This window comes from Mycobacterium sp. VKM Ac-1816D (assembly GCF_000416385.1).
Taxonomy (GTDB): Bacteria; Actinomycetota; Actinomycetes; order Mycobacteriales; family Mycobacteriaceae; genus Mycobacterium; species Mycobacterium neoaurum_A.
This window is the reverse complement of sequence record NZ_AOHQ01000139.1, coordinates 291850-313500: the sequence shown is the minus strand read 5'-3', so window position 1 is coordinate 313500 and position 21651 is coordinate 291850. Positions and strand designations below refer to the sequence as shown.

At 66.5% G+C, this 21651-nt stretch carries 20 protein-coding genes; 14 read left to right on the top strand and 6 right to left on the bottom strand.

What is annotated here, in order from left to right; all coding sequences use genetic code 11:
* Window positions 1-2: 2 nt before the first annotated feature.
* Entirely contained in the window at window positions 3-1148 is a 1146-nt protein-coding gene (locus tag G154_RS19930; protein ID WP_019512727.1) for a PrpF domain-containing protein, read from the bottom strand.
* A 145-nt stretch (window positions 1149-1293) separates the two neighbouring features.
* Between G154_RS19930 and G154_RS19925 the strand changes: the two genes are divergently transcribed.
* The 9 genes from G154_RS19925 to G154_RS19885 all read left to right on the top strand — a co-directional run bounded on the left by G154_RS19925 (window position 1294) and on the right by G154_RS19885 (window position 12060).
* The gene (locus G154_RS19925; RefSeq protein ID WP_023985798.1) at window positions 1294-2232 is read left to right on the top strand and encodes a LysR family transcriptional regulator; all 939 of its coding nucleotides are present in this window, start codon (window positions 1294-1296) and stop codon (window positions 2230-2232) included.
* A gap of 198 nt (window positions 2233-2430) precedes the next feature.
* Complete coding sequence (locus G154_RS19920) at window positions 2431-3795, top strand: SLC13 family permease (protein ID WP_019512725.1); 1365 nt, start codon at window positions 2431-2433, stop codon at window positions 3793-3795.
* Between the two features lie 225 nt (window positions 3796-4020).
* The gene (locus G154_RS19915) at window positions 4021-5118 is read left to right on the top strand and encodes a PrpF domain-containing protein (RefSeq protein ID WP_019512724.1); all 1098 of its coding nucleotides are present in this window, start codon (window positions 4021-4023) and stop codon (window positions 5116-5118) included.
* A gap of 112 nt (window positions 5119-5230) precedes the next feature.
* Window positions 5231-6838: an alkaline phosphatase D family protein gene (locus G154_RS19910; protein WP_051154399.1), complete on the top strand. Its 1608-nt coding sequence runs from the start codon at window positions 5231-5233 to the stop codon at window positions 6836-6838.
* 161 nt (window positions 6839-6999) lie between these two features.
* A complete protein-coding gene (locus G154_RS19905; RefSeq protein WP_019512722.1) occupies window positions 7000-7692 on the top strand; it encodes a cutinase family protein in 693 nt (230 codons plus the stop codon).
* A 141-nt stretch (window positions 7693-7833) separates the two neighbouring features.
* Window positions 7834-8874 carry a nitronate monooxygenase gene (locus G154_RS19900; RefSeq protein ID WP_023985796.1) on the top strand — a complete coding sequence of 347 codons (1041 nt, stop codon included), beginning with the start codon at window positions 7834-7836 and terminating at the stop codon, window positions 8872-8874.
* 8 nt (window positions 8875-8882) lie between these two features.
* Window positions 8883-9275, top strand: coding sequence for a hypothetical protein (locus G154_RS19895; RefSeq protein ID WP_019512719.1), 393 nt, complete (start codon window positions 8883-8885; stop codon window positions 9273-9275).
* 98 nt (window positions 9276-9373) lie between these two features.
* Window positions 9374-11056, top strand: a complete 1683-nt coding sequence (locus G154_RS19890; protein WP_023985794.1) for a GAF domain-containing sensor histidine kinase — start codon at window positions 9374-9376, stop codon at window positions 11054-11056.
* A gap of 80 nt (window positions 11057-11136) precedes the next feature.
* Complete coding sequence (locus G154_RS19885; protein ID WP_019512717.1) at window positions 11137-12060, top strand: universal stress protein; 924 nt, start codon at window positions 11137-11139, stop codon at window positions 12058-12060.
* On the opposite strand, the gene G154_RS19880 is transcribed toward G154_RS19885, so the two are convergent.
* Together G154_RS19880 and G154_RS19875 are read right to left on the bottom strand one after the other, a co-directional pair.
* Complete coding sequence (locus G154_RS19880; protein WP_019512716.1) at window positions 12045-13565, bottom strand: hypothetical protein; 1521 nt, start codon at window positions 13563-13565, stop codon at window positions 12045-12047. The two genes, G154_RS19885 and G154_RS19880, sit on opposite strands and share 16 nt — an antisense overlap.
* A 126-nt stretch (window positions 13566-13691) precedes the next feature.
* Window positions 13692-14168 (bottom strand): helix-turn-helix domain-containing protein, encoded by a 477-nt coding sequence (locus tag G154_RS19875; RefSeq protein ID WP_023985792.1) that lies wholly within the window; start codon window positions 14166-14168, stop codon window positions 13692-13694.
* Between the two features lie 95 nt (window positions 14169-14263).
* Between G154_RS19875 and G154_RS19870 the strand changes: the two genes are divergently transcribed.
* Both G154_RS19870 and G154_RS19865 read left to right on the top strand, forming a co-directional pair.
* The gene (locus G154_RS19870) at window positions 14264-14965 is read left to right on the top strand and encodes an SDR family oxidoreductase (protein WP_019512714.1); all 702 of its coding nucleotides are present in this window, start codon (window positions 14264-14266) and stop codon (window positions 14963-14965) included.
* 28 nt (window positions 14966-14993) lie between these two features.
* Window positions 14994-15419 (top strand): tautomerase family protein, encoded by a 426-nt coding sequence (locus G154_RS19865; protein WP_019512713.1) that lies wholly within the window; start codon window positions 14994-14996, stop codon window positions 15417-15419.
* A 30-nt stretch (window positions 15420-15449) separates the two neighbouring features.
* Here G154_RS19865 and G154_RS19860 read toward each other — a convergent pair whose 3' ends face one another.
* Together G154_RS19860 and G154_RS19855 are read right to left on the bottom strand one after the other, a co-directional pair.
* The gene (locus tag G154_RS19860; RefSeq protein WP_019512712.1) at window positions 15450-16811 is read right to left on the bottom strand and encodes an LLM class flavin-dependent oxidoreductase; all 1362 of its coding nucleotides are present in this window, start codon (window positions 16809-16811) and stop codon (window positions 15450-15452) included.
* On the bottom strand, window positions 16808-17722 hold the full coding sequence (locus G154_RS19855; RefSeq protein ID WP_019512711.1) for a MetQ/NlpA family ABC transporter substrate-binding protein: 915 nt from the start codon (window positions 17720-17722) through the stop codon (window positions 16808-16810). The genes G154_RS19860 and G154_RS19855 overlap by 4 nt, the downstream gene beginning before the upstream one ends.
* Window positions 17723-17860: 138 nt before the next feature.
* Here G154_RS19855 and G154_RS19850 point away from each other — a divergent pair, with 138 nt between their 5' ends.
* The 3 genes from G154_RS19850 to G154_RS19840 are packed head-to-tail and all read left to right on the top strand — an operon-like array spanning window position 17861 to window position 20158.
* Entirely contained in the window at window positions 17861-18871 is a 1011-nt protein-coding gene (locus G154_RS19850; protein WP_019512710.1) for a methionine ABC transporter ATP-binding protein, read from the top strand.
* Complete coding sequence (locus G154_RS19845) at window positions 18868-19578, top strand: methionine ABC transporter permease (RefSeq protein ID WP_019512709.1); 711 nt, start codon at window positions 18868-18870, stop codon at window positions 19576-19578. The genes G154_RS19850 and G154_RS19845 overlap by 4 nt, the downstream gene beginning before the upstream one ends.
* Before the next feature lie 28 nt (window positions 19579-19606).
* Window positions 19607-20158 (top strand): YaeQ family protein, encoded by a 552-nt coding sequence (locus tag G154_RS19840; RefSeq protein ID WP_019512708.1) that lies wholly within the window; start codon window positions 19607-19609, stop codon window positions 20156-20158.
* A gap of 33 nt (window positions 20159-20191) precedes the next feature.
* Here the strand turns inward: G154_RS19840 and G154_RS19835 are convergent, their stop codons facing one another.
* A complete protein-coding gene (locus G154_RS19835; protein WP_023985791.1) occupies window positions 20192-21643 on the bottom strand; it encodes an LLM class flavin-dependent oxidoreductase in 1452 nt (483 codons plus the stop codon).
* Window positions 21644-21651 lie beyond the last annotated feature (8 nt).

The window sequence follows — 21651 nt, the reverse complement described above, 5'->3', positions numbered from 1 at the left end:
CTTCAGTGGTTGGGGCGGTGTGCGGACATGGCGTAGGCGGGTGTCGATTCCGCGAGGAACAATTCGGCCCTGGCGATCCGGCGGGCCGCCCGATGCAGGGATACGTCGCGGGGCAGACCGATGTCGGTCGTGGTCACCGTGGCCGGGATGATCCCCGCCGCGGTTCCCAGGCGCAGCGTCCCGCCGACGTGGGCGGCGAGCTGCTCGGCCACCACGCTGCCGCGGACCGCGGCCGCGGCGGACACGGCGACGGCCGAGGTGAGACCGATCGCCGGGTGCGGCGCGAGCATGGACACCATGCGGACGGCCACGTCATAGGCGCCGGCGGGGATGAATGTGCCGTCGGTGGTGACGTAGTCACCCGCGGCGCCGATGATGCCGACCTTCGGCACGGCGTGCTGCACGGGATCTCCTGGCTTGGCCAAACCCATTGCCAGCGCGGCCTTCCGGCGTAGTTCGATGAGCACCGGTAGCCGTTCGGCCAGCTGATCATTGCCCTCGGCGCCGGTCAGGTCGAAGTCCGCGGCACGAAAGAGCGCGGCCGGGGCGCCGGCATTGACGAATGTGCCGCGGTAGCGGTGACCGCCGACGTCGATGACATCGGTCACCGAGCCGGTGGGCAGCACGCTGTCCGGGTTGGCCGCGACATCGGTGAACGTGAGCGATACCGGGACTCCGAGTGCATTGGTGCCCGGCACCGCGGCATCACCGTCGGCGGGGATGATCCCGCCCGGTGTGGCGATCCGGGCGGTCAGCCGGGCACCGGTGTTCTGGTTGCGCATCCGCACGACGGTCGTCTCCGGGGCGGCGGCCACCATCCCGGTCTGCAGGGCGTACAGGCCGATCGCGGTGGCACAGTTCCCGCAGTTGCTTCCCCATTCGACGGCGCGACGGCCGATGGCCACCTGCGCGAACAGGTAGTCGACATCGACGTCGTCGAGGCGGGAGCGTCGCACGATCGCGGCCTTGGAGGTCGTCGAGGTCCCCCCGCCGACGCCGTCGAGTTGGCGGGGGTCCTCGGAACCGAATGCCGCGATCAGGACCGCGTCGAGATCGATAATCCGCAGCAACGGATCCACATCCACGGCGTTGAAGAGCCAGCACTTGCTGGTCCCGCCGCGCATCCACGTGCCCCACAGACTGGTCATGGCGTTTTCTCCTCGCTGCCGACGCGCCAGAGCAGAGGGTGATGCCGCTCACGTCCTGGCTGTGACTTCAGCGTGGCTCACATCAGAGTCGAGTACAATTACGAAAATCTCGATTACCCTTTAGATGAACTGAATGGAGCTGGGGATGCTCGATCCTCGCCGGTTGTTATTGCTGGTCGACGTGGTGCGAGCCGGCTCGTTGACAGCCGCCGCCAACCGCCTGAGCTACACCACCTCGGCGATTTCGCAGCAGATCGCGAAGCTGGAAGCCGAGGCCGGTCAGCCACTGCTGGAACGCCATGCCCGGGGTGTGCGATTGACCGAAGCGGGTGCGGCGCTGGCGCGGCGTGCCGAGCGGATCGAAACCCAACTGCAGGCGGCCCGCAGCGAGCTCGACGAGATCGCCGGTCTGCGATCCGGGACCGTCCGCCTCGGTACCTTCCCCACTGTCGGATCGAGTCTGCTACCCCAGGTTGTCAAGCTGTACAAGGCCAGACATCCGGCCGTGAAGCTCACGGTGCGCAGTTCCCGATTCGCGGCACTGCGCGCCATGCTCGACAACGGCGAGGTCGAACTGTCATTGCTGTGGGACTACGAATGGGCGCCGGTGACCGATCGCGAACTGGTCGTACGCGAGCTGTTGGTGGATCCGCCGACGCTGGTGGTCTCGGTCAACCACCGCCTCGCCCATCGCGAGTATCTGGACATGGCCGAGCTCGCCGATGAGCAGTGGATCACCAGGGAGGATCATCACCCGGTCGGCGCCGCGCTCGAAAAGGCCTGCCAAAACGCAGGTTTCACCCCCACTGTCGCCTTCGCCGCCAACGACTACCAGGAGGCCCAGGCGATGGTCGCCGTCGACCTCGGGGTGTCGATGGCGCCCCGATTGGCGCTGTCCAACCTCCGCGAGGACGTCAAGGTCATCCCACTGCGGGGCGCTCCATCACGCCGGATCCTGCTGGCCCATCTGTCCGAACACCGTTTGACCCCGGCCGAGGCCACCCTGGTCGACACATTCGAAGAGGTCGCCTACAAGCACGACGGCAAGACGACCCCCGCGGTGCGTCGCATCAGGCCGAACTGAGGATTTTCCGCCTTAAGTTTTTCTACCAGTGGGTCCGGTAATCATCGATTGTGATGAACGAACTCCATTTCTAGTGTGATCTGGGTAATGAAGAATCGTCGTATGTGACGCAGAGCGGTCCTCACCGACCGAGCTGCCGCCGCAGACGTTCGGCGCCGCCACGGCGACGACGCCGCGCCTGGAACTGAGAGAACGCCCATGAGTTATGTAGAGATACTGCCGCTGATCGCGCTGGTCGCGATGTTCGTCATCGCCACGATCTGCCCGATCAATATCGGCATCCTGGGCTTCATCGGCGCATTCGCCGTCGGAGCCTTCCTCCTCGGCTATGACGACAAAGAGATCCTCGCCGAGTTCCCCAGCTCGATCGTCCTGACGATCATCGGTGTCACCTACTTCTTCGGGATGGCCAAGCAGAACGGAACCATCGACCTGCTGGTCAACGCATGTATCCGCGGAGTTCGCGGACGTGTGACCGTGGTGCCCTGGGTGTTCTTCTTCTGCGCATCGGTGCTGACCGCGCTGGGCACCTTCAGTCCGGCCGCCGTCGCGCTGATCGTGCCGGCCGCCATGACGTTTGCAGCACGCACGAGGATGAGCCCGCTGGTGATGGGCATCATGACCATCAACGGCGCGCATGCCGGGGCCTTTTCGCCGATCTCGGTGTCCGGCGTACTCGTGGTCGACCTGGTCGAGAAGAGCGGCCTGACGGTCAACCCCTGGCTCCTCTTCTTCGCGAGCTACGCCATCAACCTGCTCCTCTCGGTGCTCACCATCGTCGGGTATGCCGCCTTGTCCCGCGTCCGCGACCTCGAGTACACCGCGCTCGGTTCGCAGCCGACGGCGCCGGACGATCTCGGCGGTGCCGGGTCTGCGGCGGGACCGGCACGCGAGCCTGCCGGCGGTGTGGGAGTTCTGACCCGTCCGGCACGTACCGAGGCCGCCACGGCGGTCCAGCCCTCCGTTACCGGGGTACAGAAACTGACCCTGTTTCTGATCGCCACGGTGCTGGTGCTGGTTCTCGTGCTGCACATGCCGATCAGCTTCGTGGCGATCGCGGCAGGGGCGGTGCTGGCGTTCACCGACCTGTCCAAGCAGAGTGAGGCCATCGCCGGCATCAGCTGGCCGACCGTCCTGCTGGTCGCCGGGATGGTGACCTATATATCGATCGTCGAAGAGGTCGGCACCATCGATCACCTGGCCCAGATGGCCATCACGGTGGGTGCGCCGCTGCTGGTGGCACTGGTGCTCTGCTACGTCATCGGCGTGACATCGGCGTTCGCCTCGTCGACGGCATTGTTGGCCGCGATCATCCCGTTGGCGCTCCCGCTGCTGCAGATGGGCACCCTTCCGGTGGTCGGCGTCGTGGCCGCGTTGGCGATCGCTGCCACCGTCGTCGACGTGTCGCCGTTTTCGACCAACGGCGCCCTGGTCCTTGCCAACGCCCAGGGCATCGACCGGCCCCGCTTCTACCGACAGCTGCTGCTCAACGCAGGCATCGTGGTCGCGGTCGCCCCGGCGCTGTGCTGGCTGCTGTTGGTCCTGGTCCCCGGCTTCGCCTGACGCTGCGGGTAGCGGCTTGGTCGGCAGCCGACCGATAGAGCCCAGACACCTTAAGTAAAAGTCGACCCCTATCCAACTATCCGAGATTGTCCTTCACCCTGACGCCGCCGAGAATCGACGGTGGAGGGTTGCTCATCCAGCGTCGGTCACCGCCGACCAGAACCGCCGATGAGCGTCCAGCGTGGAAAGGTACCGACACTCATGCTCGTGCTACGAGGTACATGGATGCGGGGCGGAACCAGCAAGTGCTGGCTGTTCAACGCCGTCGATGTCGACCCGATCGTCGATCGCGCAGGCGGGCTCGACGCGCTGCTGACGTCCGCGTTCGGCTCGGGTGACCCCCGCCAGCTCGACGGCGTCGGGGGCGGTAGCTCGACGACATCCAAAGCGGCGATCGTGCGCCGATCGAGCCACCCCGACATCGACATCGACTACCAATTCGCCCAGATCGCCATCGCCGACCGCAGGGTCGAATGGGCCAGCAACTGCGGGAACTGCGCCACCGCGATAGGGCTCTACGCACTGCAGTCGGGGCTGGTCCCGGTCGACGACGAGGTGACCGCGGTGCGGTTGCGGCATCAGGTCTCGGGCGCAGTCCTGACGGCGACCATCTCCACTCCGGGTGGAAAGGTGCCCACCGAAGGCACGGCCGCGGTACCGGGCACCACCGCGCTGGGCGTGCCGGTCGGACTCTCCTTCACCGGTCTCGATGCGGCACCGGTTCTGCCGACCGGCCGTCCCGTGGACTCCGTCGATGCCGGTGATCGCACGTACCGCGCGACCCTGGTCGCTACCGGCGCCCCCGCGGCATTGTTCGACGCCTCAGATCTGGGACTGGACGGCACCGAGAGCAACGCCGAATTCGCCCACCAGACAACCCTGTTGATGGAACTGCGCAAGAACGCGTCATTGCAGATGGGGCTGCGCCGGTTCGGCGATCCGGTGAGCAACTCCATCCCCAAGGTCGGGATCGTCGGCGCAGCACGGGATTACCGCACGACTGCCGGTGCCTTGATCGGCGCCGACGCCTATGACGTCTCGGTGCGGATGCTGTCCATGCTCGCCCCGCACCCCGCGATCGGTCTGACATCGGCCGTCGCAGTCGCTGCTGCCGCCACGGTGCGCGATGGTGTGCTATCCGGACTGAAACTGCACCAGGGAGCACCGCTGCGGATCGGGACGGCGGCCGGCGTGCTACCGGTCGACCTCGGGTACTCGCCCGACGGCAGGCTGGCGACGGTGACGCTGCACCGCGCGACGCGGCGGATCGCCTCGGCCGAACTCTTCGTCTCCGAGGTCGCCCGCCAACCGATCGGAGCCTGACCCGGGGGCCTGCAGCGCCGAATCGAGGCCAACCCGCGGCGGCAGCCCATAGGCTGTCTCGGTGACTCTCCTGCTCGGCCCCGTCCTGCGCCACGTGGCAGAAACCACGGCGATGGTGTGGGTGCAGACCGACGCACCCGCCGAGGTCACCGTATTGGGTTCCACAGCTCGCACGTTCGAGGTACAAGGCCACCATTACGCGCTGGTGGCGGTGCAGGGACTCACGCCCGACAGCACCACCGAGTACCAGGTGCACCTCGACGGCGAGCAGGTCTGGCCGGAGCCGGATTCACGGTTCCCGCCCAGTGTCATCCGGACGCGCGGGCCGGCGACCGGGCAGCGGCTGCGGGTGATCTTCGGCTCCTGCCGCTATCCCAAGACCGGTGACGACCGGATCGACGCCAAGCTCGGCCGCGACGCGCTGGACTGCTACGCGGAGCGGATGACGACCCAGCCATCCGAGCGCTGGCCCGATGTGTTGATCCTGCTCGGCGACCAGGTGTACGCCGATGAGCTCACACCCGATGCGCGCCAACGGCTCACCGGACGTCGCACGAACAAGAAGCGGCCACCCGACGAGGTGGTCAGCTTCGACGAATACGTGGGTCTCTATCGCCACACCTGGGGGGATCCTGAGATCCGCTGGGTGATGTCGACTCTGCCCACCGCGATGATCTTCGACGACCACGATATCCGTGATGACTGGAACACCTCGGCGGCATGGCGGGTGGCGGTCAACAAGAAGCCGTGGTGGCGCGATCGGATCCGCGCGGGACTGGCGTCCTACTGGGTGTATCAGCACATCGGCAATCTCAGTCCCCAACAGCTGGACGAGGACGTCGACTACCAGCAGATCCTGTCGGCCGGCGGTGATCGGTGGCCGCTGCTTGCCGATCTTGCCGACCGGGCCGACCGCGAAGTCGACGGTGAGAAAGGCCTGCGCTTCAGCTTCCGCTGGGATCTGGGCCGCAGTCGGCTGTTGATGGTCGATTCACGCAACGCGCGCATCTTGGACGACGGCAGCCGCAAGATGTTGGGTGACCGTGAGTTCGGCTGGGTGCAACGTCACGTGGACGACGATCTGGAGTCGTTGGACCATCTGATCCTGGCGACCTCACTGCCGTGGTTGCTGCCGCCTGCGATCGGCGATATGCAAACCGTGAACGAGATCGCCGCCGACCGGTCGGGGATTCGTGGCGTGATGGCCGAGAAGATCCGGCAGGCCGCGGATTTCGAGCATTGGCCCGCGTTCTCGACATCCTTCCTACGGTTCAGCGAGCTGATCGAGGCGGCGGCGGGCCATGCACCGCGAGGGCCGGCGACCGTCAGCGTGCTGTCCGGTGATGTGCACCATTCCTACGCCGCCCGGGCCCGATTCGGTGGAAGACCCGACGTCCCCGACGATTCTGATGAATCCGACGACCATGAAGCCCGAGTGCACCAACTGGTCTGCTCCCCCGTGCACAACTACGTGCCGTTCTACGTCAAGCCGGTGTTCCGGTTGGGCTGGTCGTCCTGGGTTGCTCGACGCGCCCGCCGCTGGGCGCGCAGGCACGGTGCACCTGATCTGCCGATGTCCTGGCGCAACCTGAGCGGGCCGTTGTTCGGGAACACGATCGCAACCCTTGAGATCACGGAGCGACACGCCGGCGTGGTGTTCGAACAGCCCGACGATGAGGGTGGGCTGAGTGCGGTGAGCAGCATCGGCCTGACCGACTGACCAGGCGCTGTAACGCAGCGGCGGAGGCTCTCGATGACTACGGCGGTGGCGGTGGCGGCGGAAATGACGGCACACGAGCCGGGGGTCTGTCACAGTCTGGGTACGAGCGTCTCTGGGGGTAGGAATTGGCTGAAGCTTCACGGGCTTTGCGGGGGTTGCGAGTGCTCGCCCGGACGGTGGCGGCAAGCGGACTGGCGCTGGCCGCGCTACCGGTCCTGATTCCCACGGCGGCGTCCCAGCCGCAGCCCTGTCCCGATATCGGCGTGGTCTTCGCCAGGGGTACCGCCGAGCCACCGGGCGTCGGCGGTGTGGGGCAGCGTTTCGTCGATTCACTTCGTGCCCAGGCCTTTCCGCGGACGGTCGGGGTTCACGCCGTCAACTATCCGGCCAGCAACAACTTCACCGGCGGCGCCCTGTTCACGCAGAATGTCGTCGATGGCGTTCGCGATGAGACCGATCATGTCCGCGGTGTCACCTCGGTGTGCCCGAACACCCGGATGGTGCTCGGTGGCTACTCGCAGGGTGCGGTCGTGACGGCACTGTCCACCTCGGGTGTGGTGCCCGCCGGGGTGGCCGGCCCGCCGCCGCTGCCCAATGACGTCATCGACAATGTGGCGGCGGTGGTCTTGTTCGGGATGCCCTCCGGTTGGTCGGCGGTGAAGTACGGAACCCCGGTGATCGACGTCGGGCCCGCCTACACCGCCAAGGCGCTTGAGCTCTGTGCTCCCGGCGACACCGTGTGCGCGGGTTCACCGCCGTCCGGATCCAGTGCGCCGCATCAGCAGTACGCCGTCAACGGCATGGCCGATCAGGCCGCGGCCTTCACTGTCGGTAAGTTGGCGGTCCCGGCCTGAGGTGGCGGCCCGGGCCCCGGTTGCGCAGGGTGCGAGGTTGGGCCTTGCGGCTGAGAGCCAGCGTGTCCTATACCGGGACGGGGCGGACACGCAGAATCGACTGCAGACGAAGACCGAGAACTCCGCACCCGAGGAATGACGATGACCGCACGCACCAAGGCTGCCCGTGACCCACTCGGGCTCGACATTCCGCTGGTCGCCGCACCGATGGCCGGGGGTGCCACCACCGCGGCGATGGTGATCGCCGCCGCCGAAGCCGGCGGCCTTGGATTTCTGGCCGCCGGCTACAAGACCCCGCAGGTGCTGCTCGCGGAGATCGCTGCGGTGCGAAAGGCGTCGATCCCGTTCGGCGTCAACATTTTCGCACCGAACCCCGTGCCCATCGATGCCGTGTCGTACCGGCAGTACGCATACCTGGTCCAGCAGGTGGCCGACCGGTTCGAGCTCGAGTTGCCTCGCGATCCGATCGAGGATGACGACGCGTTCGGCGCCAAGATCGACCTGCTGCTGACCGATCCGGTCCCGGTGGTCAGCTTCACCTTCGGTCTCCCCGGTGGCGATGTCATCGCCAGACTGCAGAAGGTGGGCACCATCGTGGTGCAGACGGTCACGAATTCGGTCGAGGCGACCGCTGCCGCCGCGGCGGGGGCCGATCTGGTGGTGGCGCAGGCCGGCGCAGCAGGCGGACACTCGGGCACCTTCACCCCCGACCGGCCGCCCGCCGGCATCGCGGTCACCGATCTGGTGGCCGAGGTGAGCGCCGCGGTGGACATCCCGGTGATCGCGGCCGGCGGGCTGGCGAGCGCCGAGGAGGTATCGCAGGTGCTCGGCGCCGGGGCGGTGGCGGCGGCGGTGGGTACCGCGCTGTTGCGCGCTGACGAGAGCGCCGCGTCGCCCACCCACAAGGCCGCACTGCTCGATCCGGTATGCAAGGACACCGTGCTGACGCGCGCGTTCACCGGGCGGCCCGCCCGTGGGCTGCGCAATGCTTTCATCGATCGTTTCGAGGCCGACGCGCCATTGGGGTATCCCGCGATCCACCACCTGACCAGTGCCCTGCGCAAGGCCGCGGCGGCAGCCGGCGTCGACGACCTCGTTCACCTGTGGGCAGGGACCGGGTACCGTCGCGTCCGTGATGAATCGACCGCAACGATCCTGGCGGGGTTGGCTCGCAACGGCTGAGGTCGAACATGGTGGATGACACCCACGCCGCCACGGCGCTGCGTGATGCCATGCGCGCGGACCTCAGCACCGCGATGAAGGCCCGCGCCGCCGAAACAGTGGCGGCGCTGCGCGCGGGCCTGGCGGCCATCGACAATGCCGAAGCAGTCGACATCCCCGACCGCACCGGCGCGCTAATCCCGCCCGGACCGGAGTCCGTGATCGCGGGTGCCACAACAGGTCTGGGATCCAGTGAGGTATCCCGACGCGATCTCTCGAGCGCCGATGTCCGCGCTGTGATCAGTGATCTGATGGCCGAGTACGTCACCGAAGCGGACCGCTACGGCGCGCTCAACCGTCCGGAGGCCGCTGAACAACTGCGACGCCAGGCGGCTGCCCTGAGCAAGTATGTGGGAGCGTAGGCGCGCTGCTTCGGCGATGGCACAATGGGCCGGTGACCGACGGGGATGGGGCCGACGGCGGCCGCGCGCGGCGAGCCGAGCGACGGGGCGAGATCCCGTTGCGCGAGACACTGTCCCAGCTGCGACTGCGTGAACTGCTCGGTGAGGTCCAGGACCGGGTGGAGCAGATTGTCGAGAGCGGCAATCGGGTGGACGGCTTGGTCGAGGCCATGCTTGCGGTCACCTCCGGACTGGACCTCGATGTCACGTTGCGCACGATCGTGCACACGGCGATCGAACTGATGGATGCCCGCTACGGCGCGCTCGGTGTGCGCGGCCGGGACGACGACGGACATGATCTGATCGAGTTCGTCTACGAGGGTATCGACGAGGACACCCGTGCCATGATCGGCAGGCTGCCGCAGGGGCGCGGCGTGCTCGGGCTGTTGATCGACGAGCCCGCGCCGATCAGGTTGGACAACATCACCGACCATCCGGCATCGGTCGGTTTCCCGACGAATCATCCACCGATGCGCAGCTTCCTCGGGGTGCCCGTGCGGATCCGCGACGAGGTGTTCGGCAACCTCTACCTCACCGAGAAGAACTCCGGTGGCCCGTTCAGCGAGGACGATGAGGTGCTGGCCCAGGCGCTCGCCGCCGCAGCCGGTATCGCCATCGACAATGCGCGGCTGTACGAGCAGGCCCGAGCCAGACAGTCCTGGATCGAGGCAACCCGCGATATCGCGACCGAATTGCTGTCCGGGACCGATCCGGCGCAGGCATTTCGACGCATCGCCGAACTGGCCTGCTCGCTCACGGTTGCCGACGCGGCCTTCATCGCTGTCCCGGTCGGCGACCCGGACGAGGCGACCGAGATGGTGATCACCGAGGTCGCCGGCCCGACCGCCGCCGATATCGACGCATTGCCGGCAATTCCGCTGGTGGACAATATCGTCGGACGAACGCTGCTCGATCGGGTGCCCCACCGTTGCGACAACCTCGAGCTCGCCTCGTCGGTACTACCGGAACCCGGGCCTGCGCTGATCGTCCCGCTCGGGGCGACCAGCGCGGTGGCCGGCGTCCTGGTCGCCGTGCGCGGCGCCGAGGCGCGGCCTTTCACGGTCGAACAACTCGATATGGCCGCTTCTTTCGCCGGGCAGGCCGCACTGGCATGGCAGTTGGCCATGACCCAGCGGCGGATGCGGGAGCTCGATGTGCTGGCCGATCGCGACCGTATCGCCCGAGATCTGCACGACCATGTCATCCAACGTCTCTTCGCGGTCGGCCTCGCCCTGCAGGGCACGACCGCCCGCACCCAGTCCGATGAAGTGCGACAACGCCTCTCGTCATCGGTCGACGATCTGCAGGAGGTCATCCAGGAGATCCGCACCGCCATCTTCGATCTGCACGGCGCACATGCCGACTCGACCCGATTGCGACAGCGGTTGCAGGATGCGGTGGACCAGTTCGGATCGGACACCATGCGTATCAGAGTGCAGTTCGTCGGACCGCTCTCGGTGGTCGACGCGGAGTTGGCCGAGCACGCCGAAGCCGTGGTGCGAGAGGCGGTCAGCAACGCGGTACGGCATTCCGGTGCAACCGAACTGACTGTCGTCGTACGCGTCGACGACGACCTGAGCATCACCGTCACCGATGACGGACGCGGTATTGCCACCGACGCGGTGACCGAGAGCGGGCTGGGCAATCTGCGACATCGCGCCGAGGAGATGACCGGCTCGTTCGACATCGGGGTTGGTCCGCAGGGCGGCACGGTGCTGCGGTGGTCCGCCCCGCTACCGTAGGCAGCGAGGACCTAAGCCCCTGCCCGAGGCCCTCGTCAGCGACTACGGTGGATGGCGGTCGATCAAGGAGGAACGACACCATGTCCAGTCCGGAAAAGTCCATCCCGGAAGAGTCCAGCCCGCAACACCATCTCGGCATCGTCGTCGCCGTCGACGGGTCACCCGGTTCGGACGCCGCCGTCACCTGGGCTGCGTCCGAGGCAGTGCGGCGCGCCGTGCCGGTGACCTTGATGAGTGTTTCGGCTCCGGTCATCGCCACCTGGTCGACACCGAATGACGCATCGACAATTGCCAAGGCTCAACAGGATTCGTCGCACGACATACTCGGGCACGCCGAGCAGACCTTCGCCGCCGCGGTGGGCGGCACCCACGCCCCCGGTGTGCGCTCCGAGAGCCGGCCCTCCCCGGTGGTCGGCACGCTGGCCGAGGCCTCCCGACAGGCGTTGCTGCTGGTGGTCGGTAACAGGGGTACCGGTGGTCACTCGCGGTTGCCGCTCGGTTCCGTGGCGGCCGGTTTGCTCCACCATGCGCGTTGCCCGGTGGTTGTCGTGCATCCCGGCGATGCGGCAGACAGCAGCGCGCCCGTCGTCCTCGGCGTCGACGGATCGACATCATCGGATGCCGCCACCGAGCTTGCCTTCGAGGAGGCGGCGTTGCGCGGCGTGGAGTTGATCGCGGTGCACGCGTGGAGCGATGTCGGCTTGCTGCCGCTCTACGGCACCGATTGGCAGATCTTCGAGGATCAGGCGCGGTCTGCGTTGGCCGATCGGCTCGCCGACTGGCAGCGGCGTTTTCCCGATGTCCGCGTGCAGGTCCGGTTGGTACAGGACCGACCCGCCCACTGGATCACCGAAGAAGCACGCAACGCGCAGTTGGTCGTCGTCGGTAGCCGCGGACGGGGCGGATTCGCCGGACTGGTGCTGGGCTCGGTCGCCTCGACCGTCGCGCAATTGTCGACCGTGCCGGTCATCGTGGTGCGCGGGACCGATCACCAGCGGCAGTAGTTGGGTTCTCCCGGCTGGATGAGCCGGAAATCCAACAGCACCATCGGCAGGGTTCGATTCGGTGTGCGCCAGATCGGATCGGTCACGATATCGTCGGTGGTGTACCGAATCCCGCGGTAGCCATAGGTGAGCGGAACGCGGTATCCCGCTTCGTCCCATTCGTGGACCCACTTGCGGAATTCCACGACCGGAAGCGCATACCCCCGCGCCCCCGCATCGTAGTGGTGGATGACGTCACCGTAGCGATCGTCGATATCGATGATCCAGACGATATCGTCCTGATACCCCCATATCTTGAGTGGATTGCCGCCCAGCAGAAGATGATTGGAGCGCTCTCCCTCGGTGCGCAGATTGCTGAACATGGAGAAGTTGCCTGCCGTCCGCAACCCGAGGTAGGGCGTCGCCGCGATGCCGACCAGCACAGCGGGCACCAGATACAGCACCACGGGCGTGCGCGCGTCGATGATGCGCACGCCGCCCCACTCGGGACGCGGTGAAGGTGAGAACACGGCGGCCAGGATCGGCCAGATGACGATGAGGACCGCCGCGTCGAACGCCATGCCCGAGATCAGTGTCCACTGGGGAATTCGGTCGAGGTGCGCGTCGACTCCCGAAACCAGTGCTATAGCGATCGCGATGCCGACGTAGACGCCGATGCGTGAGACCGTGCGTCCGCGTAACCGGATGGCCCCGTCGATCAGCACCTGCCGGTAGGAGGTGGGCAGGAAGGCGAACAGCAACGCCGCCGCCATGGACCCGAAATCGACGAAGCCGATGAGCGCAAGGGCGGCGTGCATGGTCAGGGCGAACGCCACGATGGCCGCTTGCAGGCGCGGCACCGCCAGCAGCAGTCCGCCCACCAGTTCCCAACCGAGCACCGCGATGGCCGCGGTGAGTCCGATGGCGGTGAGCAGGGGGCCCAGGTGTGTGTAGAACACGACGACGGCGACCACCGTGAGCCCGGCCAGTCCCATGGCCGCGGTCACTGCGGTGAAAAGCCGGTTCCCGACGACGCCGAACCTGCCGCGGCGCACCAGCCGGTAGCCCAGGAATACCGCGCCGAGGGCGATCGGTACGACGACCGGGATGCCGAGTAGGTCGGTCCGCAGCGCGTGGATGACCGACGTGAGGATGCCGGCCGCACAGGATGCGGCGGTGTCGAAGTAGTCGCTGTTGAGTTTGTGGAAGCCGGCCAACACATAGATCAGCATCAGGCTCATCCGCAGAACCGGTGCGATCACGGCATAGTCATCATCGGCGCTGCGCGCTCGCCGCAGCAGCGAGACAGCCAGGACTCCGATCATCGCGATGTTCAGGCAGATCATGAGGTTGACGTGGTTGGCCACCTCGGGGAATTGGAAGAAGGCGACGTAACCGGTGGCCGCGACCAACAAGCCCAGGAAGGCGATCCGCGTCATCCCGGTGGCGACGGCGAGCGTCGCCGCGGTCAGGAATGTGCCGGTGAACCAGGGTGTGGGCCAGCGCTCTGAGAACTCCAGGACCATGGCGACGGTGTAGAGCGTCGCGAATGTCGAGAACGGGCCCCTTGGCGAGCGAAGCGACGGGACGTGACACCTGGGCGAGCGAAGCGACGGGACGTGACACCGCGCGGCGACCTGCACCCGAGCAGCCTAACCGCGGCCGCCGTTGTAATGGATCTCGATGTCATCGGCACTGATCGCCGGTTCGCTGTCGGCCGGCGTCACGCGTACCGCGAGCGGGCGTCCCGCCTCATCGCGGAAGGTGAACGGCGGTCCGTTCTCCTGCAGGTGGGTATCACCCCATTGGACGATCGAGAGCAGCACCGGCAGCAGGTCCTCCCCCGCCTCGGTGAGGCGGTACTCATCGCGGGCGCGCTGCCCGGGCTCTCGATACGGCACCCTACTGACCACGCCGGCGCTCTCGAGCTGCCGCAGCGCCCGGGAGACGGCGGGGGCCGACGCGCCGATCCGTTCGACGAAGTCCTCGAATCGCGTAGTGCCGTAAAAGCATTCGCGGATCGCCAGAAACGCCGTCTTGGTGTTGAGCAGGTCGAGAACCTTCACCACCGAGCAGTTGTCACCGATGGTCCAGCGGCTGCGGTCGCGGAGTCGGTCCTCGAAGGTCATCACCATGCACTCCATTTTAACTAACACTTGCATTACTCAGGTAGTGCGTCTACGGTCTGAGTAACGTAATCGTTATTCAGAAAGGAAGGTGCGCCATGGTGGCGATCGACGGCAAGGTGGTTCTGGTGACCGGGGGCCGGCGCGGTCTCGGTTCGGCGCTGGTGGACGAGTTGCTCACGCGTGGAGCCGCGAAGATCTACTCGACCGCACGCGAGCAGTACACAGACCCGCGCCCGGGTGTCATCGGCGTTGAGCTCGAGGTGCGCGACGACGCCTCGGTCGCCGCGCTGGAAACGGTGGCCGCCGACGTCGACATCGTGATCAACAACGCGGGGATCCTGCTTCCCGGATCGCTGCTGACCGGTGACTTCGACGATATCGTAACAACTTTCGACATCAACGCCTTCGGTCCGCTGCGCGTGGTCCGCACGCTGGCGCCGGCCTTGGCCCGCAACGGGGGCGGTGCGGTGGTCAATGTCCATTCCGTCTTGTCGTGGCTGGCAGGCAGCGGGGCCTACGGCGCCTCCAAGGCCGCCATCTGGTCGCTGACGAACTCGCTGCGCGTGGAACTTCGCGGGCAACAGACCCAGGTACTGGGCGTCCACGTCGGGTTCATCGACACCGAGATGGTTGCCGATATCGCACTGCCCAAGACATCACCCGCCGACGTGGCCAGCCGTGTGCTCGACGCCCTGGAGGCGGGTGCGCAGGAGGTGCTCGTCGACGATGTGACGGCCGACGTCAAGTCGAAGCTCTCGGGTCCGGTGGAGGATCTCGCCTTCGATCTCGCGCACTGATACCCACCCGATACGCAAAGGAATCGTCATGCCGCTCTGGACCATTCACCACTCACCCGGAATCTTCACCGCCGAGGACAAGGGTGTGCTCGCCGGCCGCATCACCGAACTCTACGAATTCATCGGATTACCCCGGTTCTATGTGGTCGTGGTGTTCGACGAAACCCGCCCCGAGGACTTCTACGTCGGCGGTGAACAATCAACCGCGGGTGTCCGCGTGGTCATCGAACACATTGCCCGCCACAGTGCCGACACCGCGGGCCGGCGCCGGATCACCGCCAAGATCAAGGAGATCCTGCAACCGTTCGTGGACAAACACGACGGTGTGCACTGGGAATTCCATGTGGACGAGACCAGCGAGGAGCTGTGGATGATCAACGGACTGATTCCACCATCGGCGGGATCGGACGTCGAACGCGAATGGGCACGCACCAACACCGCCTCGGTGTACTGATCTTCCCCTCGAGATGTAAACGTGCCATCATCACGCCGGCACGCAACGACGGCTGCGATTGCTGCGGGCGTCTGGCACTCGTTCCAGCCCCAGATGGCCGCGCAGGGTCGCGTGCCGGTACTCGCGGCGGAACAGTCCCCGGTCGCGCAGAATGGGGATCACGTGGTCGACGAACAGCTCGAGGCCCGACGGGAACACATCTGGCATCAGATTGAACCCGTCGACCGCACCCGCGACGAACCACTCCTCGATGGCATCGGCGATCCGCTCGGGCGAACCGACCACCAATCGATGCCAGGTGATCACCCGGTCGAGTAGTTGGCGGACCGTCAACCGCTCCCGGCGGGCCAGATTCACCACGATGTCGCGGGCGCCCTGCGAGCTGCCGGTTGCCTCGGCCCCGTCGATCAACCACTGCGGCAGCGGTTCATCCCAGTCCAGATCGGCGGCGTCCACGCCCAACTGCCAGGCCAGATGGGCCAGCCGGCGCTCGCCCGCGAGCTCGTTGAGTTCATCGTTGCGCCGGTGGGCTTCAGCCTCGGTGCTGCCGAGCACGAAGGACAGCCCGGGCATGATCCGGACGGCGTCACGCGGCCGGCCGTATGCGGCGGTACGGGAACGCAGTTCGTCGGCGTTACGCAATGCGTCCGGTAACGAGGCCTGCGCGGCGAACACACCATCGGCGTACCGGGCCGCGAGGTCCAGCCCGCCCGCCGAGCCGCCGGCCTGGAACAGCACCGGGTGTCCGTGCGGTGACCTGGGCAGCGTCAACGGCCCGTCGACGTCGAAGTAGTCGCCCCGGTGCCCGATCGTGTTGATCGATCCGGGCCTGCTGAAGGCTCCGGTACGCTTGTCCCCCAGCACGGCATCGTCGTCCCAGGAGTCCCACAGGGTGCGCACCACATCGACGAGTTCGGCTGCGCGCCGGTACCGTTCATCACGATCCGGCTGCGTGTTGAGCTGCCCGACCCGACCGAAATTGCGCCATGTATTGGGATCGCTGGTGGTCACGACGTTCCACGCCGCCCGACCCCGGCTGAGGTGATCAAGCGTCGCGAACCGACGCGCGACGTTGAACGGTTCTTCGAACGACGTCGATACCGTGCCGATCAGCCCCAGGTGCGTGGTCACCGATGCCAGCGTCGACAACAACACGATGGGGTCGAGTGCCAGCGGGGGCGCAGCGAGCGGCGCATCGCCCGAGACCGATAGCGACGGCGTATCGGCCAGGAACAACGCATCCAGTGTGCCACGCTCGGAGATCCGGGCGATTTCGATCCAGTACGCGGGATCGGTGAACCAGTTCGGGTCCGCCGAGGGATGCCGCCATGCCGCCGGATGCATCCCGTCGGAGAGGACGTTCACCCCGAAGTGCAATTCGCGTGCGGTCATCCCGGTGCGCCGGGCAACGCCAGCTTCTTCACCTCGGGATCATCGGCTATGAAGGTCTGCACCCGCGGATCCTTGAAAGCCTTGATCAGGTTCTGGATGTTCTCGGTGTCGACATAGTTGCTGCCCACGGTGAGAACCGAGGCGAACTCGTCCGGGGATTTCGGGGCGAAGATGAGCTTGTCCTCCGAAACGCCGGCAGCCAGAAACGATTCCGCGTATCCCACGATGGCATCCAGATCGGCCAACGCCCGCGGTTGGGCACCGAAGTCGAGCAGGGTGAACTTCAAATTCTTCGGGTTCGCGATGATGTCCTTCTGGGTCAGGGCCGTGATGTCGGCATCGGGTCGGATGGTGATCAGCCCAGCCTGCGCCAGATACCAGATGCCCTGGGAGTTGTTCGCCGGATCGGCCAGCAGCGACACCGAGGCTCCGTCCGGGAGGTCATCGACGGATTTGTACTTGTCCGACCAGATACCGAAGACCCAGTGGAAGAACGGCCCGGTGCCGGCCTCCTCCTTGAAGGTGGGGTTGGCATCTAGCACCTGCTGCAACCAGTGCCGATGCTGGAAGATGGTGCCCGCGTAGCGACCGTCGTTGATGGCGCTGTTGATCTGCGTGCTGTCCCCCAACCCGACGGCGGCGACCTTCACCCCGTAGTCGGGGGCGATCTGTTCACCGATGTACTCGATGATGCGCTTCTCCGCCGGGTTGGAATCCAGGTACACGACCTCCAATGTGGCGCCGGCCGTCTCGTTCGCCGACGTCGCATTGCCACCGCGGAACGCGATGAAGTAGACCGCCACCGCGATGATCGCGACGACGGCCCCCGCAATGTAAGGCCACTTGCGACGGGACTGCAGGGTGAAGCCGTGCGAATCCGCTGCGGCGCTTTCGGACTGGTCGATGCTCATAGTGTGCGTCAGTGTGCGACCCGGCCAAGCCCGCGGCAATGATTGCGATCACGCTGGCGGCAAAGGACATTCGCCGCACAGGCTCATGATGAGCGCAAAGGTATCCGATCACGCGGACGGCTGGCAGGGTGGACACCCATGATCGAACTCACCGATGTGACCAAGGTGTACGGACGCGGCGAGCAACATACGGTGGTTCTGGATCGGATCAACTTTCGTGTCGGCGCCGGAGAGATCCTCGCCGTGGTGGGCCCCAGCGGCGCCGGGAAAAGCACCCTCGCGCAATGCATCAACCTGCTCACACCGCCCAGCTCGGGGTCCGTCGTCGTCAACGGTGAGGATCTGACCACCCTGTCGGCGGGCAAGCTGCGGGTGGCGCGACGCCGGATCGGCACGATCTTCCAGTCGTCCGGACTGCTGGAGCGCCGCACCGCGGCCGAGAACGTCTCACTACCGCTGGACTACCTGGGCGTCACCCCGGCTGAATCCAAACAGCGGGTAGCTGAGCTGCTCGACCGGGTCGGCCTTTCCGAACGGGCCCAGCACTACCCGTTCCAGCTCTCGGGTGGGCAACGTCAGCGTGTCGGCATCGCCCGTGCGCTGGCGCTGCGCCCGACGGTGCTGCTGTCGGATGAGGCCACCGCAGGTCTGGACCCGACAACCACGCAATCGGTGGTGGAACTGCTTCGCGAGCTGCGCGACGACCTCAACCTGTCGATCGTCTTCATCACCCACGAAATGGACACGGTGCTCAAGGTCGCGGACTCGGCAGCTCGGCTCGAGCGGGGCCGGATCACCGAAACCGGATCCCTCGTCGACCTTTTGACCGATCCGGAGTCCCGGCTCGGCGCTGACCTGCGGCCGAGCGGGGTGGCCGCCTCCCCCGGCGCAGATCAGTATGTCTGGCGCGTCGTCTACGACCGGCCTGATGTGCCCGCGGACTGGATCAACCGGGCCACCGCCGATCTGGGCGTCCCGTTGGCCGTGCTCGGCGCATCCGTCCAGGTGGTGGGCGGGGTGACCATCGGCACCGCGACCCTGGGTATCCCCGCCGAGGTGAGCGGCGAGGTGGTCGACGTGTTGGGCCGGCACGGCCTGTCGGCCACCACCGACACCGATGTCGAACGGACCCTGGAGGGCGTGGCATGAGCGGATCGCTGCTCGCCAGTTCGAAGGTGCCGCTCAACGAGCTTCCCGCACTGCTGTTTCCGGCGTTGCTGGACACCTTGATCATGGTTGGCATCGTGATGTCGATCGTGGTAGCCGTCGGTATCCCCGTGGGCGCACTCATCCATAACCTGGCCCCGGGCGGGCTGCTCGAGAATCCATCCCTGCACACGACGCTGAGCTGGGTCATCAGCATCGGCCGGTCACTGCCGTTCCTGATCCTGATGGCGGCGATCATGCCGGTAACCCGATTGATCACCGGCACCAACATCGGCATCGCCGCCGCGGTGGTCCCGATGTCGTTGGCCGGTATCGCCTTCTTCACCCGCATCGTGGAGAACTCGCTGCGCTCGGTTCCGCCGGCGGTGGTACAGGTGGCGCGAGCCTCGGGCGGCTCACGGCTGCAGGTCATCCGCTCAGCGCAACTCGGTGAGGCGGTGCCGTCCATCATCGGCGGGTTGACCATCAACATCATCGCGATGATCGAGTACTCGGCGATCGCCGGGACGATCGGCGCCGGCGGTATCGGCTACGTCGCCGTCACCTATGGCTACCAGCGCTTCGATCAGGGAGTCATGCTGGCCACCATCGTCATCCTGGTGATCACCGTTGCCGTGGTGCAACTCACCGGCGACGCGCTGGTGCGGTACACCACCCCGCACCAGCGCGCCCGGGCGTCGGTGTACTGATCGGCCACACAATGGTGGACACTACGGTGTGGCCCTTTCCGCAACGGTGTTCAAGGTCGAACTCGGCGTCTCCGACGTCGATCACGGTTACTACGCCGATCACACGCTGACCGTGGCCCGCCATCCCAGTGAGAACGATGAACGGATGGTGGTGCGCCTGTTGGCGTTCGGGCTACGCGCACACCGCCTCGCCGATATCGACGGTGAACTGGCATTCGGTCCGGGCCTGTCCACCCCCGGCGTACCGGACCTACGGCTGGCGGACTACACGGGCCGGATCGTGGAGTGGATCAATGTCGGCCAGCCCGACGAACGAGTCCTCGGCAAGGCCGCCGGCCAGGCCGACGAGGTAATGCTGTTCCCGTTCGCCGCCGGCGTGGCCACCTGGTGGCGCACCGTGGGGGCCAAGGTGGCGGGCCTGTCGAACCTGTCGGTGGTGCAGATTCCGCACGCACCGGTGCAGCAGCTGGCCCAGACCGTCGAGCGGCGGGTCGCCGCGCAGGTGATGGTGATGGAAGGTGAGGTGACGATGACCGTCGGCGGTGTCGACGCCACCTTCACCCCCGTGCCGCTGCAGTGACGCTCGCAGCCCATAAGACAGTCCCCGGGCCGACTACCGGCCCCTGGTCGGCTGCGCAGCGACCGATGCCGACGACGACGGCACCGTCGACGGGCGATCGATGACCGTCGAATTCGGTCCGCCCACCCGGTAACCGGCGCCCCGGTGCTCGTCGGGCAACCGATCACCCCGGCCGAGCAGCTTGTGTCGCAACGTCCCTGGGGTATAGGCGTCCTGGTAGGCACCCCTGGCGGTCAACACCGGCACCACATGGTCGATGAAATCGGCGAACGAACCCGGGGTCACGGCGTAGGCGAGATTGAACCCGTCGACGTCGGTCTCCTGCACCCACTCCTGTAGCGCGTCGGCCACCCGCTCACCGGATCCCACGAATCGGGGACCGATACCACCGATCTTTCCCCACTCGGCGATGTCCCGGACCGCCCACTCGCCGCCATCCGGATCGGCGGACTGGAACGCGGCCACCGCGGACAGGATGGCGTTGGAGTCGACGTTGCCGACGGGTTCGTCGAGGCCGTAACGCGCGAGGTCCACGCCCATCCATCCCGACATGAAGGTCAGCGCCCCCTCGGCATCGGCATAGGACAGGTACTCGGCATGTTTCGCGTGCGCCTCCTCGTCGGTGGCCGCGGTGATGACGGTCGAGAGGTTGAAGATCTTCACCCCGTAGGGATCTCGGCCCGCGAGTTCGAGCTCGCGGCGAATGGTCGTGACGTTCTCACGCAGGATCGCCTTGGTGGGCGCCGCGGTGAAGATGGCCTCGGCGTTCTCGGCGGCGAAGCGGACACCGCGCGGGGACGCGCCGGCCTGGAAGATGACCGGGGTGCGCTGCGGTGACGGTTCGCAGAGATGGATACCAGGGACGCTGAAATGTGTTCCGTCATGACCGATGTGGTGCACCTTGTCGGGATCGGTGAACACACCGTTGACCGTGTCGCGGACGACGGCGTCATCTTCCCAAGAACCCTCCCAGAGCTTGTAGAGCACCTCCAGGTACTCGTCGGCGTGGTCGTAGCGGGCATCGTGGGCGGGCTGATCGGTCTGGCCCATGTTGCGTGCCGCTGCCGGCAGGTAACCGGTGACGACGTTCCAGCCGACCCGTCCCCCGGTGAGGTGGTCCAAGGTGCTGATGCGCCGCGCGAACGGATACGGGTGTTCGAAGCCGGTGCCCGTGGTCACCCCGAAGCCCAAGTTCTCGGTGACCAGCGCCATGGCCGACACCAGGAGCAGTGGATCGTTGACCGGTACCTGGGCGGCCTGGCGCAAGGCCGCCTCGTCGCCGGCGCCGTAGACGTCATAGGTGCCCAGCACGTCGGCAAGGAACAGACCGTCGAAGCGGCCCCGCTCGAGCAGCGCGGCCAGTTCGGTCCAGTACCGGAGGTCCTTGTATCGCCATGACTGGTCCTCGGGGTGCTTCCACAGTCCCGGGGACTGGTGGGCGACGCAGTTCATGTCGAAGGCATTGAAGCGGATCACACGTGTCACCTGATCAG